Source organism: Pantoea sp. SM3 (assembly GCF_000963995.1).
In the GTDB taxonomy this organism is placed as follows: Bacteria; Pseudomonadota; Gammaproteobacteria; order Enterobacterales; family Enterobacteriaceae; genus Pantoea; species Pantoea rwandensis_B.
Map to the genome: position 1 here is coordinate 41,944 of NZ_JZRD01000050.1, position 15,807 is coordinate 57,750.

Annotated in this window: 14 protein-coding genes; 8 read left to right on the forward strand and 6 right to left on the reverse strand. The window is 54.0% G+C overall.

Translation table 11 applies throughout. The annotated features are described in order from the left end of the window. Positions 1 to 11 precede the first annotated feature (11 nt). Positions 12 to 1,673, reverse strand: a complete 1,662-nt coding sequence (gene sgrR / locus VI01_RS22755) for an HTH-type transcriptional regulator SgrR (protein ID WP_045816739.1) — start codon at positions 1,671 to 1,673, stop codon at positions 12 to 14. Positions 1,674 to 1,926: 253 nt separating this feature from the next. Here sgrR and VI01_RS22765 point away from each other — a divergent pair, with 253 nt between their 5' ends. Next, a complete protein-coding gene (locus tag VI01_RS22765) occupies positions 1,927 to 3,108 on the forward strand; it encodes an MFS transporter (protein WP_045816740.1) in 1,182 nt (393 codons plus the stop codon). Between the two features lie 83 nt (positions 3,109 to 3,191). Here VI01_RS22765 and leuD read toward each other — a convergent pair whose 3' ends face one another. From leuD to leuL, 5 genes are all read right to left on the reverse strand, one after another. Continuing rightward, the gene (leuD, locus tag VI01_RS22770; protein WP_045816741.1) at positions 3,192 to 3,797 is read right to left on the reverse strand and encodes a 3-isopropylmalate dehydratase small subunit; all 606 of its coding nucleotides are present in this window, start codon (positions 3,795 to 3,797) and stop codon (positions 3,192 to 3,194) included. Between the two features lie 3 nt (positions 3,798 to 3,800). Then, complete coding sequence (gene leuC / locus VI01_RS22775; RefSeq protein WP_034826009.1) at positions 3,801 to 5,207, reverse strand: 3-isopropylmalate dehydratase large subunit; 1,407 nt, start codon at positions 5,205 to 5,207, stop codon at positions 3,801 to 3,803. A gap of 4 nt (positions 5,208 to 5,211) precedes the next feature. Further along, complete coding sequence (leuB, locus tag VI01_RS22780; protein ID WP_045816742.1) at positions 5,212 to 6,303, reverse strand: 3-isopropylmalate dehydrogenase; 1,092 nt, start codon at positions 6,301 to 6,303, stop codon at positions 5,212 to 5,214. Between the two features lie 2 nt (positions 6,304 to 6,305). Beyond that, entirely contained in the window at positions 6,306 to 7,868 is a 1,563-nt protein-coding gene (gene leuA / locus VI01_RS22785; RefSeq protein WP_045816743.1) for a 2-isopropylmalate synthase, read from the reverse strand. 98 nt (positions 7,869 to 7,966) lie between these two features. Continuing rightward, a complete protein-coding gene (gene leuL / locus VI01_RS25975; RefSeq protein WP_101749442.1) occupies positions 7,967 to 8,050 on the reverse strand; it encodes a leu operon leader peptide in 84 nt (27 codons plus the stop codon). A gap of 733 nt (positions 8,051 to 8,783) precedes the next feature. Here leuL and ilvI point away from each other — a divergent pair. From ilvI to ftsI, 7 genes are all read left to right on the forward strand, one after another. Then, positions 8,784 to 10,508 carry an acetolactate synthase 3 large subunit gene (gene ilvI, locus VI01_RS22790; RefSeq protein ID WP_045816744.1) on the forward strand — a complete coding sequence of 575 codons (1,725 nt, stop codon included), beginning with the start codon at positions 8,784 to 8,786 and terminating at the stop codon, positions 10,506 to 10,508. A 2-nt stretch (positions 10,509 to 10,510) separates the two neighbouring features. Continuing rightward, positions 10,511 to 11,002: an acetolactate synthase small subunit gene (ilvN, locus tag VI01_RS22795; protein WP_034825997.1), complete on the forward strand. Its 492-nt coding sequence runs from the start codon at positions 10,511 to 10,513 to the stop codon at positions 11,000 to 11,002. A 197-nt stretch (positions 11,003 to 11,199) separates the two neighbouring features. Next, entirely contained in the window at positions 11,200 to 12,210 is a 1,011-nt protein-coding gene (gene cra / locus VI01_RS22800) for a catabolite repressor/activator (protein ID WP_045816745.1), read from the forward strand. A 493-nt stretch (positions 12,211 to 12,703) separates the two neighbouring features. Then, positions 12,704 to 13,162, forward strand: coding sequence for a division/cell wall cluster transcriptional repressor MraZ (gene mraZ, locus VI01_RS22805; protein ID WP_038649082.1), 459 nt, complete (start codon positions 12,704 to 12,706; stop codon positions 13,160 to 13,162). 2 nt (positions 13,163 to 13,164) lie between these two features. Beyond that, on the forward strand, positions 13,165 to 14,106 hold the full coding sequence (gene rsmH / locus VI01_RS22810) for a 16S rRNA (cytosine(1402)-N(4))-methyltransferase RsmH (protein WP_034825988.1): 942 nt from the start codon (positions 13,165 to 13,167) through the stop codon (positions 14,104 to 14,106). After that, complete coding sequence (gene ftsL / locus VI01_RS22815; protein ID WP_034825986.1) at positions 14,103 to 14,423, forward strand: cell division protein FtsL; 321 nt, start codon at positions 14,103 to 14,105, stop codon at positions 14,421 to 14,423. Before rsmH ends, ftsL begins: the two co-directional genes overlap by 4 nt. Positions 14,424 to 14,443: 20 nt before the next feature. Then, positions 14,444 to 15,807: peptidoglycan glycosyltransferase FtsI (ftsI, locus tag VI01_RS22820; protein WP_034825983.1), on the forward strand; the 1,364-nt coding region annotated here is incomplete at its 3' end.

Genomic DNA, 15,807 nt, shown 5'->3' on the forward strand with positions numbered 1-15,807 from the left:
GCGCGAAAGTGTCACAGCTCCGGTGGTGCAAACCAGGCCGATTTAAAGTCAAACCAGCCGAGCGTGTTGAGCCGCACACCGCGCATACTGCGCTGGCCTTCCAGCAGTAACCAGTGATGGAAGAGCGGATGAACAAAGTCGCTGTTCACCAACTGTTTGCTCCACTCGGCCAGAGGCAAGGCTTTCTGTCGCCACTGTTGTGCATCTGCGTGCCAGTCAATCGGAACGCAGTGATGCATGAGCGGCAATTCGTAGAGCTGCGCAAACAGTGCGTAGTCGAGCGGCAGAGTGAAGTTGACGCTGCCGAGCCAGATGTCACTCTCTCCTTCACCTTCGAACCACTCTTCGTAGCTCAGCTCGCGCGTGATCAGTTCAACGCCCTGTTCAGCCAGCAGCGGGCGCAGGGCGTTAGCGATACCTTCATGCTCAACATGATGGCTATACCAGCTGATGGTCAGTTGCGTTAGCCCATCGGGCTTTTCGGCCGGGGTGAGATCGCGGCGATGGTGCCAGCGCGGTAAGAAACCGTATGCCGGGAACCAGTAGCGCTGATAGCCCACTCCCGCATGGTTGAGCAGGGCAATCGGATTGAGTAGATAGCTCACCCAGCGGCGAAAATGGGTATCCTTACCACGCTCTGAGCGCTGGTCGAACAACAGGAAATAGCAGCCTTCTTCCAGACGGCTCTCTTCGGACTTCTCATCGGCGGTTTCCCCCTGCAGCTTAACGCCGGCATACACCAGCTCGTCGCTGATTTCCGGCAGCACCCAAATCGACACGTCATCAATCAGCGCGCGATAGCCAAAATAGTCATCAAAGGCGGCAATTTTCAGCTGCGTCTGCTGATTGCGTACCACACTGTAGGGGCCGGTGCCGATGGGTTGACGGGCAAAATGGCGCAACGTCGGCCACTCACGCGGCAGGATCATGGCGCTGACGCTGGCCAGCAGCCAGGGCAGCCAGTCATCAGGCTGCGCCAGATGAATATCCAGTGTCCAGGGCGCGGGAGAGTGCAGTTTATCAATATGTGAGAACAGCGGCTGACTGCGTACCCGTTCCAGTGAGGCGATGATGTCTTCCATCTCCAGTTCGCGGCCGTGGTGGAAGCGAATCGCGGGTCGTAAAAAGAAACGCCAGTGGAGCGGGGAGGTTTGTTGCCAGTGGTGGGCGATATCCGCTTCGATTTCCCCCTTTTCCTCATTTATTCGCGTCAGGCCGTTAAAGATTTGTCGCGCCAGATGGGTTTCCGAACGACGCAGCGGCGAGCCAGGCAGCAGATTAGGCAGCGGGCGGTAATAGAGCACGCGCAGGATATGTTTGCCCTGGCGGAAACTACGCCCGAGATGGGCCGCAATCATCTGCCGCACCTGATTCTTATCGCCCACCAGTTGCACCAACTGTTCGATGCGGTCCTGCTCCAGTAAATCTTCCGCGCGCTGTTGCTGCAGTGCTAAGCCGGTGTAATTGAAGCTCAGACTAGAACGCTTGCCGCGCCCGGCTTCTGCCTGCCAAATCAGCCAGCCCGCATCCTGCATGGCATTTAGCAGATTGCGCATATGGCGTCGCGAACAGTGCAGCCGTTCAGCCAGATCGCTTAAGGTGGTTTCCTGGTCCATTCCCTGGCAGCTTTGCCATAGGCGGATGAACTGCTGTTGCAGTCGCGCAGAGGACATAAAAGGGGAACTCCTTCTCAGAATCGCTCAGTTTTTCCTGCCCCATATTAGAGGCATACTGCCAGGTAATGGAAGAGCGGGAGGCATTCAGCAATGAATGGCGCTCTGCCAGCGGTTCCGCCGACGTGGAGCCTTTTCTGAGTAGGGTGCATTTCACCGCCAGCAGCGTTTTCTCTGCTGGCTTTTTTCGTTTTGCTGTGAAATCTTCTACCCTCTTTGTCTTAGCCTCATTTCTCCGCAAAGGGATTTCTGCATGAAATCGCTGTTAACGCGCCAGCGTCGTCTCAACCCGGTTTATCTCTCTTTTATGGCGGTGTCGTTTATGACCGGCGTCGCCGGTGCTCTACAGGCGCCCACGCTCAGTTTATTTTTGACGCGCGAAGTGCAGGTGCGACCGTTTTGGGTTGGGCTGTTTTTTACCATTAACGCGATTGCCGGGATCGTGATTAGCCTCCTAATGGCGAAGCGTTCGGACAATCGTGGCGATCGTCGCAATCTGATTCTATTTTGCTGCCTGATGGCGGTACTGAATGCGCTGCTGTTTGCCTTTAATCGTCATTACCTGACGCTGATCAGCGTGGGGGTGTTGCTATCGGCACTGGCCAGCGTGGCAATACCGCAGATATTTGCGCTGGCACGGGAATATGCCGATCAGTCGGCGCGTGAAGTGGTGATGTTCAGCTCGGTGATGCGTGCGCAACTGTCGCTGGCGTGGGTGATTGGCCCGCCGCTGTCGTTCGCCTTAGCCCTCAATTATGGCTTCGTGACGCTGTTCTGCGTAGCGGCGGCGATCTTCCTGCTCAGTATGCTGTTGATTTGGCGTACTCTGCCATCGGTACCGCGCGTGGCCGCGACGCCAGAGCAGGTATTGACCCAGCTCAGCCCGTGGAAAGATAGCCAGGTGCGGATGCTGTTTATCGCCTCCGTGGTGATGTGGGCGTGCAACACCATGTATATCATCGACATGCCGCTGTATATCAGCTCAACGCTGGGGCTGCCGGAAAAGTTGGCGGGATTATTGATGGGGACGGCGGCAGGGCTGGAGATTCCTATCATGCTGCTGGCTGGGCACTATGCCAAACGCTTTGGTAAGCGCAAGTTGGTGCTGTTAGCGCTAGTGGCGGCGATCCTGTTCTATCTCGGACTGGTGTTGTTCAAGTCGCGCACGGCATTGATGGTGCTGCAGCTGTTCAACGCGGCGTTTATCGGCATCGTCGCCGGGATTGGCATGTTGTGGTTTCAGGATCTCATGCCGGGACGCGCGGGCGCGGCGACCACGATGTTTACCACCTCGATATCGACCGGTTTGATTATTGCGGGATTGATACAGGGCACGCTGAGCGAGCGCTTTGGCCATGAGTCGGTGTATTGGCTGGCATTAGCGATGGCGGTTGTGGCGCTGGGGCTGGCGTCGCGCGTGCGTGATGCCCAATAAATAAAAAGTCGCCAGCAAAGGCGACTATATAGACATTCAGGGCGAATCTTTTCGGTACGCATTGAAGCGCACCGAAAAGGGCATTAACGCAGGAATGCTGGCTGAGTGTTCTCGTAGTTGGAGATGGACGCTTCGTGTTGCAGCGTCAAACCAATGCTGTCGAGTCCGTTAATCATGCAGTGACGGCGGAAGCTGTCGATTTCAAAGCTGTAAGACTTATCACCTGCCGTGACGGTCTGGGCTTCCAGATTCACGGTAAAGGTCACGCCTGGCTGCGCGGCCACCAGTTTGAACATCTCATCCACTTCTTCATCGCTCAACTTCACCGGCAGCAACTGGTTGTTGAAGCTGTTGCCATAGAAAATATCCGCGAAGCTTGGTGCAATCACCACATGGAAACCGAAGTCGGTCAGCGCCCACGGTGCGTGCTCACGTGATGAGCCGCAGCCGAAGTTTTCACGCGCCAGCAAAATGCTGGTGCCTTTAAATTCCGGCTTGTTCAGCACGAAACCTGGGGTTGGCACGGTGCCCGCATCATCTTCAAAACGCCAGTCGTGGAACAGGTGCGCACCAAAACCGGTGCGCGTCACTTTTTGCAGGAACTGCTTTGGAATGATGGCATCGGTATCGACGTTTGCGGCATCCAGTGGCGCTACAATGCCAGTGTGTTGAGTAAATTTGTTCGCCATGGCTTAAGCTCCCTGAGTCAATTCACGAATGTCGGCAAAACGACCGGTTACTGCTGCCGCTGCAGCCATCGCCGGGCTCACTAAGTGAGTGCGACCGCCACGGCCCTGACGACCTTCAAAGTTACGGTTACTGGTGGAGGCACAACGCTCGCCTGGGTTCAGACGGTCATTGTTCATCGCCAGACACATGGAGCAACCCGGCAGACGCCATTCAAAACCCGCTTCCAGGAAGATTTTGTCCAGACCTTCGGCTTCGGCTTGTGCCTTCACTGGGCCTGAGCCAGGGACGACCATGGCAACAACGCCAGGTGCGACTTTACGGCCTTTAGCGATGGCTGCCGCTGCGCGCAAATCTTCAATTCGTGAGTTGGTGCAGGAGCCGATAAAGACTTTGTCGATAGCGACTTCAGTCAGTTTGATACCCGGCTGCAAATCCATGTAAGCCAAGGCTTTCTCGGCAGAAGCACGTTCAACCGGATCGGCAAATGACTGAGGATTTGGGATCGCCTGATCAACCGCCATCACCTGGCCTGGGTTGGTGCCCCAGGTCACCTGCGGAGCAATATCGGCCGCGTTCAGGGTGACAATGGTGTCAAATTTGGCATCGCTGTCGGACTTCATTGTACGCCAGTAAGCGACGGCTTCATCCCACTGCTCGCCTTTCGGTGCGAACTGTTTGTCTTTCAGGTAAGCGAAAGTGGTGTCATCCGGTGCGACCAGACCCGCTTTGGCACCCATTTCAATCGCCATGTTACACAGCGTCATACGGCCTTCCATGCTCAGCGCTTCAATCGCTGGGCCACAGAATTCGACAACGTGACCGGTACCGCCGGCGCTGCCGGTTTTACCGATAATCGCCAACACGATATCTTTGGCCGTAATGCCTGGTGCCGCTTCACCCAGCACTTCAATCTTCATGGTTTTGGCACGGCCCTGCTTCAGGGTCTGGGTAGCAAACACGTGTTCAACTTCGGAGGTACCGATACCGAATGCCAGCGAGCCGAATGCGCCGTGGGTGGCGGTATGGGAATCGCCGCAGACGATGGTCATGCCCGGCAGTGTCATCCCTTGTTCAGGTCCGATAACGTGCACGATGCCCTGGAACGGGTGATTCAGGTCATACAGCTGAATGCCGAACTCAGCACAGTTCTTGATCAGCTCCTGCATCTGAATACGCGCCATCTCACCCGACGCGTTAATGTCTTTGGTCTGGGTAGAAACGTTGTGATCCATGGTGGCGAACGTCTTCGACGGCTGGCGTACTTTGCGGCCGTGCGCGCGCAGGCCATCGAAGGCCTGCGGTGACGTCACTTCATGGATCAGATGGCGATCGATGTACAGTAACGGGGTTTCGTTAGGTGCTTCGTGGACGACATGTGCATCAAATAACTTCTGGTATAAGCTTTTCATTTTATTATTTTTCCTCAGCGATAAAACCGGCAATGATGCTGCCCATTTCATCTGTGCTCACAGCTGGGCCGTTACCGGCTAAATCGCGGGTACGATGGCCCGCTTCGAGCGCACGGCTGACCGCACGCTCGATACTGTCTGCGGCTTCACCTGCATTCAGGCTAAAGCGCAACAGCAGAGACAACGAGAGAATCTGTGCAATCGGGTTGGCAATGTTCTGACCGGCGATATCTGGCGCAGAACCGCCCGCAGGCTCATACAAACCGAAACCCTCTTCGTTAATGCTGGCAGAAGGCAGCATGCCCATGGAACCGGTGATCATTGCACATTCGTCTGACAGGATGTCACCGAACAGGTTAGAACAGAGCAGCACGTCAAACTGTGATGGATCTTTAATCAGCTGCATGGTGGCGTTATCGATGTACATGTGGCTCAGTTGCACATCCGGATAATCTTTTGCCACTTCGTTGACGATCTCACGCCACATCACAGAGGTTGCCAGCACGTTAGCTTTATCCACTGACGTCACTTTGTTACGACGCTTGCGTGCGGCTTCAAAGGCGTTGCGCGCAATACGCTCGATCTCGAAACGGTGATACACCTCGGTATCAAATGCACGCTCATGCGGACCGCTACCTTCGCGACCTTTTGGCTGACCGAAATAGATACCGCCGGTTAATTCACGCACGCACAGGATGTCGAAACCGCGTGCGGCGATGTCGCTGCGCAGTGGGCAAAACGCTTCCAGACCTTTATATAAGGAAGCGGGGCGCAGATTGCTGAACAGCTTAAAGTGTTTACGCAGCGGCAACAGTGCACCACGCTCAGGCTGACCCGCCGGCGGCAGGTGTTCCCATTTTGGACCACCAACAGAGCCGAACAGAATCGCATTGGCTTGCTCAGCACCGGCCACAGTAGCAGGCGGCAGCGGTTCACCGTGACGATCGATGGCGATACCGCCAACATCATATTCGCTGGTGGTGATACGCATGTCGAAGCGTGCGCGAATTGCATCGAGAACTTTGATGGCCTGCGCCATCACTTCCGGGCCGATTCCGTCGCCTGGCATTACCGCAATATGATAAGACTGAGTCATAGTTACACCGTTTCCTTCTGATCTTTAAATTTACGCTGCAATTCTTTTTCTACCTGTTTGGCGCGCCAGATGTTGTTCAGGGCGTTCACCATAGCCTTGGCAGAAGATTCGACGATATCGGTCGCCAGGCCAACGCCATGGAATTTACGACCGTTGTAGTTCACCACGATATCAACCTGGCCCAGCGCATTCTCGCCGTGGCCTTTCGCCGTCAACTTGTAGTTCACCAGCTCGGCTTCAAAGCCGGTGATGCGGTTGATGGCCTGATACACGGCATCCACCGGGCCGTTACCGGTCGCGGCATCGGCTTTGGTCTCTTCGCCACAGCCCAACTGCACAGACGCGGTAGCAGTCACGCTGGAACCGGTCTGCACATTGAATTCGTTCAGTTGGAAATACTCTGGCTCTTCATTCTGTTTGTTGATGAAGGCCAGCGCTTCCAGGTCGTAATCAAATACCTGGCCTTTCTTATCGGCCAGTTTCAGGAAGGCATCGTACAAAGCATCAACGTTGTAGTCGGAGTCTTTGTAGCCCATCTCTTCCATGCGATGTTTTACCGCAGCGCGGCCTGAACGTGAGGTCAGGTTTAACTGGATTTTATGCAGGCCGATGGATTCCGGGGTCAGGATTTCGTAGTTCTCGCGGTTCTTCAACACGCCATCCTGATGGATACCGGAAGAGTGGGCGAAAGCACCGGTGCCGACGATCGCTTTGTTGGCCGGAATCGGCATGTTGCAGATTTGGCTGATCAACTGGCTGGTGCGGTAGATTTCCTGATGATGAATATTGGTGTGCAGGTTCATGATCTGCTGACGGGTTTTAATCGTCATGATCATTTCTTCCAGTGCACAGTTACCGGCACGTTCACCCAGGCCATTGATGGTGCCTTCAACCTGACGCGCACCCGCTAACACCGCTGCTACGGCATTGCCGGTTGCCATGCCTAAATCATCATGGGTGTGAACGGACAAAATGGCTTTATCGATATTCGGTACGCGTTCGCGCAACTGGCTGAAGATGTTGGCGTACTCGTGCGGTAAGGTGTAGCCGACCGTATCCGGGATGTTGATGGTGGTCGCGCCGGCGTTAATCGCGGCTTCTACCACGCGGCACAGATCGTCAATCGGTGTACGACCGCCGTCTTCGCAAGAGAACTCAACGTCATCGGTGTAGTTGCGGGCACGTTTAATCGAGGCTACCGCGCGGTCAATCACATCAGGCAACGTACTGCGCAATTTGGTGGCGATATGCATTGGCGAAGTGGCGAGGAAAGTATGAATGCGGAATGCTTCAGCCACACGCAAGGCCTCGTAGGCGGCATCAATATCCTTATCCACACAACGAGCCAGGGCGGCAACGCGGCTGTTTTTCACCGAGCGCGCGATGGTCTGCACCGATTCGAAATCGCCAGGCGAAGAGATAGGGAAACCGACTTCCATTACATCCACGCCCATACGCTCCAGCGCCAGGGCGATCTGCAGTTTTTCTTTAACACTCAGGCTGGCCTGTAATGCCTGCTCGCCGTCGCGCAGAGTGGTATCGAAAATAATAACTTGCTGGCTCATGGTCATCTTCCTTTTGCTTTAACTCAACTTCGCCGGTGTAACGAGCATAAAAAAACCCGCGCATCGGCGCGGGTTCTTTAAACTTCTTCAGGTTCGAATCAGTGATTGATTCCACCCACAAGTCTACCGCGCAAACTGAATGCGTTTAGTAGTAGACCGAGTAGGCGGAAAGAATGAAACATGAATCAAACCTCGTAAATTTTGTGCTGCACATATTGATACTGGGATTGCTGCGGGAAGTCAACCCTAAGTGAAAGGGTATTTCTTTTGTCGGTTAAGGGTGATCTGCTGCGAATATCCCGCTATACAGAGCTTTGGCATTAATTAGCGGCATGCATAATGGCTTAAACAGCCTAAAAAATTTTTCAAAAAAGCGAATTAATTTTAATGCATTGAATTTAATGGGTTTATCTGGGTTTTCGGTACAATCATAAAAACAAGATTTGGCGGGTTGCTTAGCACAATGTCATGCAAGAAGCGGATTTTGAAGTTAATCACGCCAGAAAGTAATATTCAGGAAAAATTGTGGGCTAACCGGCCAGGCAATATGAAAATCATATTTCTTAGAACACGCTGCAAATAATCATGAAACCAGCATTTTCATCTGTGGTTGTGGGATGGCATTAGTTTAATCCTCGCGAGCGATTATCACGTGTCAGTGCCTTTTGTGCCGAAATAAGCCTGTCGCAGCGTCCTGTCGTTTGCAGGCCGGGTTTTCTGCGGTTATGGTAATCGACCTACTCTTAAAAGAATCAACTCAAGTAGATTCCCTGTACCTGGAAGGCAGAAATGAATTCTGTCATCTGAGCATAAACATAAGGTTTTGATCTTAACTGGCGAATACGGGGCTGGGTGCCAGTGGCGCAGGGGCAATGCGCGTCACGGGATCCGGTTCCTCAAGCCTGGAGGCAGAAAATGGAGATGTTGTCAGGAGCCGAAATGGTCGTCCGTTCGTTAATCGATCAGGGCGTTAAGCAGGTATTCGGCTATCCGGGCGGAGCAGTGCTCGACATTTACGATGCGCTGCAAACGGTCGGTGGTATTGACCACGTATTAGTGCGTCACGAGCAAGGCGCAGTGCATATGGCTGATGGTCTGGCACGCGCGACCGGCGAAGTCGGCGTGGTGCTGGTCACCTCAGGTCCAGGCGCAACCAATGCCATTACCGGTATTGCGACGGCCTACATGGATTCGATTCCGATGGTGATTCTGTCGGGTCAGGTGCCGTCTTCACTGATCGGCTACGATGCGTTCCAGGAGTGCGACATGGTCGGGATTTCCCGTCCGGTGGTCAAACACAGCTTCCTGGTGAGAAACGCCGAAGAGATCCCAACCGTGCTGAAAAAAGCCTTCTGGCTGGCAGCAAGCGGCCGCCCAGGCCCGGTGGTGATCGACCTGCCAAAAGACATTCTTAACCCAGCGAACAAACTGCCGTACGTCTATCCTGAGTCGGTCAGCATGCGCTCTTATAACCCGACGATTCAGGGACATAAAGGACAGATTAAGCGTGCACTGCAAACGCTGCTGGCCGCGCATAAGCCGGTGATTTATGCCGGTGGCGGTGCGATTATGTCAGGCTGTGAGGCGGAGCTGCTGCAGTTAGCTGAACAGCTGAATATTCCGGTCACCATGTCACTGATGGGACTCGGCGTGTTCCCTGGCACGCATCGCCAGAGCGTAGGCATGCTGGGCATGCACGGTACTTACGAAGCCAACATGACCATGCACAATGCTGATTTGATTTTCGGCATTGGTGTGCGCTTCGATGATCGTACCACCAACAACCTGGCAAAATATTGCCCGAACGCCACCATCATGCATATCGACGTCGATCCGACCTCGATTTCCAAAACCGTCAGCGCCGATATCCCCATTGTGGGTGATGCGAAGCAGACGCTGTCGCAGATGCTGGAACTGCTGGCGCAAAGCGATGCGAAGCAAGAGCTGGATAGCCTTCGCGACTGGTGGCAGACCATTGATGGCTGGCGTAGCCGTAAGTGTCTGGAATTTGATCGCACCAGCGACAAGATCAAACCGCAGGCGGTTATCGAAACCATTTGGCGTCTGACTAAGGGGGATGCGTACGTTACCTCTGACGTCGGTCAGCATCAGATGTTCGCCGCGCTCTATTATCAGTTTGATAAGCCGCGTCGCTGGATCAACTCCGGTGGCCTTGGCACCATGGGCTTCGGCTTACCGGCTGCGCTGGGCGTGAAAATGGCGCTGCCGGATGAAACCGTCATCTGCGTGACCGGTGATGGCAGTATTCAGATGAACATCCAGGAACTGTCGACTGCGCTGCAGTACGATTTGCCGGTGCTGGTACTGAACCTCAACAACGGTTTCCTCGGTATGGTGAAACAGTGGCAGGATATGATTTATTCCGGCCGCCACTCGCAATCCTACATGCAATCTCTGCCTGACTTTGTGCGTTTAGCCGAAGCCTACGGACACGTGGGTATTTCCATCGCGCACCCCGCTGAGCTGGAAGAGAAGCTGCAGCTGGCATTGGATACCCTGGCGAAAGGGCGTCTGGTGTTTGTTGATGTGAATATCGACGGCAGCGAGCACGTTTACCCGATGCAGATTCGCGGTGGTTCGATGGATGAGATGTGGCTGAGCAAAACGGAGAGGACTTAATTATGCGTCGTGTGTTATCGGTATTGCTGGAAAATGAATCCGGCGCATTGTCTCGCGTGGTGGGCTTGTTCTCACAGCGCGGCTACAACATCGAAAGCCTGACCGTTGCGCCAACCGACGATCCAACGCTGTCACGCATGACCATTCAGACGGTCGGCGATGAAAAAGTGCTGGAGCAGATTGAGAAGCAACTGCACAAGCTGGTGGACGTGTTACGTGTCAGCGAGTTAGGGCAGGGTGCTTACGTTGAACGTGAAATCATGCTGGTGAAGATTCAGGCAAGCGGGTATGGCCGTGAAGAAGTGAAGCGCAGCGCGGAAATTTTCCGTGGCCAGATTATCGATGTGACGCCAACGCTGTACACGGTTCAGCTGGCAGGCACCAGCGATAAACTCGACGCCTTCCTTAACACGGTGCGCGATGTTGCTGAGATCGTTGAAGTGGCGCGATCAGGGATTGTGGGCGTGTCACGTGGCGATCGTGTGATGCGTTAATTCCGCAGAGTTATCATCCTGCTTCAAAGCTAACCCGGCGTAATGCCGGGTTTTTTTATTTAATGCGCTTGTGAGTGCTGCCCGATAAAAGCGGTTGCTCAGCGTAGTGTTCTGCGGTTAGATGTTACAAATGTTTTACCCATAGCTACTCTGCGGACATTTGCCCAGCCCTGGCTTATCAGAATTAAGGTGTCATCGTGAAACTGGATGAAATTGCGCGCCTGGCGGGCGTGTCGCGCACCACGGCCAGCTACGTTATTAATGGCAAAGCGCGGCAGTATCGTGTCAGCGACAAAACCGTCGAAAAAGTGATGGCGGTGGTGCGTGAACATAATTATCACCCCAATGCTGTTGCGGCAGGCCTTCGCGCCGGGCGTACGCGTTCAATTGGTCTGGTGATCCCGGATCTTGAGAACACCAGTTACACGCGCATTGCCAATTATCTGGAGCGCCAGGCACGTCAACGTGGCTATCAGCTGCTGATTGCCTGCTCGGAAGATCAGCCTGACAATGAAATGCGCTGTATTGAACATCTGCTACAGCGCCAGGTGGATGCGATCATCGTTTCCACCTCACTGCCGCCAGAACACCCGTTTTATCAGCGCTGGATCAACGATCCGCTGCCGATTATCGCGTTGGACCGCGCGCTGGATCGTGAACACTTCACCAGTGTGGTCGGTGCCGATCAGGACGATGCGCATGCACTGGCGGCTGAATTGCGTCAACTTCCGGTGAAAAACGTGCTGTTCCTTGGGGCCTTGCCTGAGCTTTCAGTCAGTTTCCTGCGTGAAATGGGCTTCCGCGATGCGTGGAAAGACGATGAACGTACGGTGGATTACCTCTACTGCAACAGCTTTGATCGCGCTGCGGCTGCCACTCTGTTCGAGAAATACCTCGAAGATCATCCGATGCCGGATGCGTTGTTTACCACTTCATTCGGTCTGCTTCAGGGCGTGATGGATATCACCCTGAAGCGTGATGGTCGCCTGCCCACTGATCTGGCTATCGCCACCTTTGGCGACCACGAATTACTGGACTTTTTAGAGTGCCCGGTACTGGCGGTGGGGCAGCGTCATCGCGATGTCGCCGAGCGCGTGCTGGAATTAGTTTTGGCCTCGCTGGATGAACCGCGTAAACCGAAGCCGGGATTAACCCGTATTCGCCGCAATTTATTCCGTCGTGGCCAATTAAGCCGACGTATGAAATGAAATCGCGGGCAGATCGCTGCCCGCACTTATTAATCATCCAGATATTTTTCTGCCATAGGACTGGGGTAAAAAAGCGTAAATAGTCACCACTTTCCCTAACGAATTAACTGCGCTGAATTTTCTTATTTGTTTACATCTTCAGCAGTGACGCGTAGCAGAGCCGGCGCGATGGTGCTGGGCTTCCTTTCAGAAATCCCCTAAAATGCAGCCGCTGTCGCATATCCCGGGATAATTATCTTTTGCGATTAAAACGCTTTATTTTTCACCATTTTTCAAATCGTGAAAATTTTTATTCCATTATTCATCAGGTTAATTTCTTATTTTGCCAATCATTCCCCTTAATTGCCCTCCATTAAATAATTCTCACCCTTGTAAAGAGTGATATTCACTTGTCGTTGCGGCTTGACAAGGATTTCATAGGCTCCGTAAACTCGTTTCGTGGTAAAAAGTGGGATAAAGTGGTGAAAACGGGTGATTGGGGGGTAGGACTGACATGTTCCGAGGAGCAACGTTAGTCAATCTCGACGGCAAAGGCCGATTGGCGGTACCAACACGCTATCGTGAATTGCTTGTCGCGGAGTCTCAGGGGCAAATGGTGTGCACCATTGACCTCCACCAGCCATGTCTGTTGCTTTATACCCTGCCCGAATGGGAAATCATCGAGAAAAAACTGGCGCGCTTATCCAGCATGAATCCGAATGAACGTCGCGTGCAGCGACTGCTGTTAGGACATGCCAGTGAATGCCAGATGGATAATGCAGGTCGTTTGTTGCTGGCGAATACGCTACGGCAACATGCGAGCCTGACCAAAGAAGTGATGCTGGTTGGACAGTTCAATAAGTTTGAGCTGTGGGATGAACAGACCTGGTATCAACAAGTTAAGGACGATATTGACGCAGAACAGTCGGCTCAGGAGCCTTTATCTGAGCGGTTGCAGGACTTGTCGCTATAGCTATGCAGGATAATTTTAAACACACCACAGTGCTGCTGGATGAGGCGGTTAACGGCCTCAATATCAGGGAAGACGGCATTTACATTGACGGCACTTTTGGGCGCGGCGGTCACTCACGTCTGATCCTTTCGCAACTGGGCGAAAAAGGGCAGTTACTGGCGATCGATCGCGATCCGCAAGCCATAGCCGCCGCAGCTGAAATTCAGGATCCACGTTTTTCGATTGTGCACGGACCCTTTTCGGCGCTGGCAGAGTATGTCGAAGCGCGTGGTCTCACCGGCAAGATCGATGGCGTACTGCTCGATCTTGGCGTGTCATCACCGCAGTTGGATGACGCAGAGCGCGGTTTCTCGTTTATGCGTGATGGGCCACTGGATATGCGTATGGACCCGACACGGGGCCAGTCTGCGGCCGAGTGGCTGATGAACGCCGAGGAAGCCGATATCGCCTTCGTCATCAAGACCTACGGTGAAGAGAAGTTTGGTAAACGTATCGCACGCGCCATCGTCGAGCGCAATCGTGAACAGCCAATGACGCGCACCAAGGAATTAGCCACTGTGATCGCTGCTGCGATGCCAGTGAAAGACAAGTTTAAGCATCCGGCCACGCGCACCTTCCAGGCGATTCGTATCTGGATCAACAGCGAACTGGAAGAGATCGACACCGCGCTGAAAGGGGCAATGTCGGTGCTGGCACCTGGCGGTCGTTTATCGGTTATCAGCTTCCACTCGCTGGAAGATCGATTGGTCAAACGCTTTATGCGCGATCAAAGCCGTGGCCCGCAAGTTCCAGCGGGTATTCCAATGACCGAAAGCCAGCTTAAAGCGCTGGGCGGACGTGAGCTGAAAACCTTAGGCAAGCTGATTCCGGGCGAAGCGGAAGTTAACGAGAACCCACGCGCGCGCAGTTCGGTACTGCGAATTGCTGAGAGGACCGCGACATGATTGGCAACGAGCGACACAGCCTGCCTGGCGTCATCGGCGGTGACCTGCTGCGATTCGGCAAGATCCCGGTGTTGCTACTGATTGCGGTGCTTGTGTCCTCGGTGTTAGTGGTCACCACCACACACAAAACGCGCCTGTTAACGGCGCAGCGCGAACAGTTGGTTTTAGAACGTGATGCGCTCGATATCGAGTGGCGTAACCTGATTTTGGAAGAGAATGCGCTCGGGGATCATAGCCGGGTTGAGCGAATAGCAACCGATAAGCTGCAGATGCAGCATGTTGATCCTTCACAGGAAAATATCGTGGTGCAGAGATAAATAAGGAATCGCAGACCTCAATGAGCGGCGCAGGCAAAACGCTGAAGTTAAAAAAACAGGAAGATAAGGCCAGCTTTATAAGCTGGCGTTTTGCGTTGCTGTGCGGCTGTATTTTACTGGCTTTGGGCGGATTGCTGTCACGCGTGGCGTGGTTACAGGTCATCAGCCCGGATAAACTGGTGAAAGAAGGGGATTTGCGTTCGCTGCGGGTGCAATCTGTTCCTACTGCACGTGGCATGATCAGCGACCGTGCTGGCCGTCCATTGGCTGTCAGTGTACCGGTGAATGCCATCTGGGCTGACCCTAAAGAACTGATGGAACATGGTGGTGTGTCACTCGACAGCCGCTGGAAAGCCCTCTCAGATGCCTTATCTATCCCACTCGATCAACTCGCCGCGCGCGTGAATGCCAATCCCAAAGGGCGCTTTATCTATCTGGCGCGCCAGGTGAATCCGGCCATTGGCGAGTACGTCAAAAAGCTCAAGTTACCCGGCATTTATCTGCGTGAAGAGTCGCGCCGCTACTATCCAGCGGGTCAGGTCACTGCGCATCTGATCGGCTTTACCAACATTGATGGCCAGGGCATTGAGGGCATCGAAAAGAGCTTCGACAAGTGGCTGACCGGTGCGCCAGGCGAGCGTACGGTGCGTAAAGATCGCTATGGTCGTGTGATCGAAGATATCTCCTCCGTGGACAGCCGCGCGGCGCACAACCTGACGCTCAGTATCGACGAGCGTTTGCAGGCGTTGGTTTACCGCGAATTGAACAATGCCGTAGCCTTCAACAAGGCGGAGTCAGGCACTGCCGTTCTGGTGGATGTGAACACCGGCGAAGTGCTGGCGATGGCGAACAGCCCGGCTTACAACCCGAACAATCTCTCCAACACGCCGAAAGATGTGATGCGCAACCGTGCCATTACCGACATCTTCGAGCCCGGCTCGACCGTGAAACCGATGGTGGTGATGACCGCGCTGCAGCGTGGTGTGGTGAAAGAGAACAGCGTACTGAATACCGTGCCGTACCGCGTCAATGGTCATGAGATCAAGGACGTGGCGCGCTACAACGAATTGACCCTTACCGGGGTTTTACAGAAGTCGAGTAACGTCGGGGTTTCACGTTTGGCGTTAGCGATGCCCTCCTCAGCACTCGTAGACACTTACGCGCGCTTTGGACTGGGTAAACCGACCAATTTGGGGCTGGTCGGGGAAAGTAGTGGCTTATACCCTCAAAAACAACGGTGGTCTGACATAGAGAGGGCCACCTTCTCTTTCGGCTACGGGCTAATGGTAACGCCGTTACAGTTAGCGCGAGTCTACGCAACCATTGGCAGCTACGGCATCAATCGCCCGCTGTCGATCACCAAAGTTGACCCGCCAGTGGCGGG

What these genes read in the sequence shown, in the direction of transcription:
- sgrR (WP_045816739.1), bottom strand. Translation starts at nt 1,673, where the DNA reads ATGTCCTCTGCGCGACTGCAACAGCAGTTCATCCGCCTATGGCAAAGC.
- VI01_RS22765 (WP_045816740.1), top strand. Translation starts at nt 1,927, where the DNA reads ATGAAATCGCTGTTAACGCGCCAGCGTCGTCTCAACCCGGTTTATCTC.
- leuD (WP_045816741.1), bottom strand. Translation starts at nt 3,797, where the DNA reads ATGGCGAACAAATTTACTCAACACACTGGCATTGTAGCGCCACTGGAT.
- leuC (WP_034826009.1), bottom strand. Translation starts at nt 5,207, where the DNA reads ATGAAAAGCTTATACCAGAAGTTATTTGATGCACATGTCGTCCACGAA.
- leuB (WP_045816742.1), bottom strand. Translation starts at nt 6,303, where the DNA reads ATGACTCAGTCTTATCATATTGCGGTAATGCCAGGCGACGGAATCGGC.
- leuA (WP_045816743.1), bottom strand. Translation starts at nt 7,868, where the DNA reads ATGAGCCAGCAAGTTATTATTTTCGATACCACTCTGCGCGACGGCGAG.
- leuL (WP_101749442.1), bottom strand. Translation starts at nt 8,050, where the DNA reads ATGTTTCATTCTTTCCGCCTACTCGGTCTACTACTAAACGCATTCAGT.
- ilvI (WP_045816744.1), top strand. Translation starts at nt 8,784, where the DNA reads ATGGAGATGTTGTCAGGAGCCGAAATGGTCGTCCGTTCGTTAATCGAT.
- ilvN (WP_034825997.1), top strand. Translation starts at nt 10,511, where the DNA reads ATGCGTCGTGTGTTATCGGTATTGCTGGAAAATGAATCCGGCGCATTG.
- mraZ (WP_038649082.1), top strand. Translation starts at nt 12,704, where the DNA reads ATGTTCCGAGGAGCAACGTTAGTCAATCTCGACGGCAAAGGCCGATTG.
- rsmH (WP_034825988.1), top strand. Translation starts at nt 13,165, where the DNA reads ATGCAGGATAATTTTAAACACACCACAGTGCTGCTGGATGAGGCGGTT.
- ftsL (WP_034825986.1), top strand. Translation starts at nt 14,103, where the DNA reads ATGATTGGCAACGAGCGACACAGCCTGCCTGGCGTCATCGGCGGTGAC.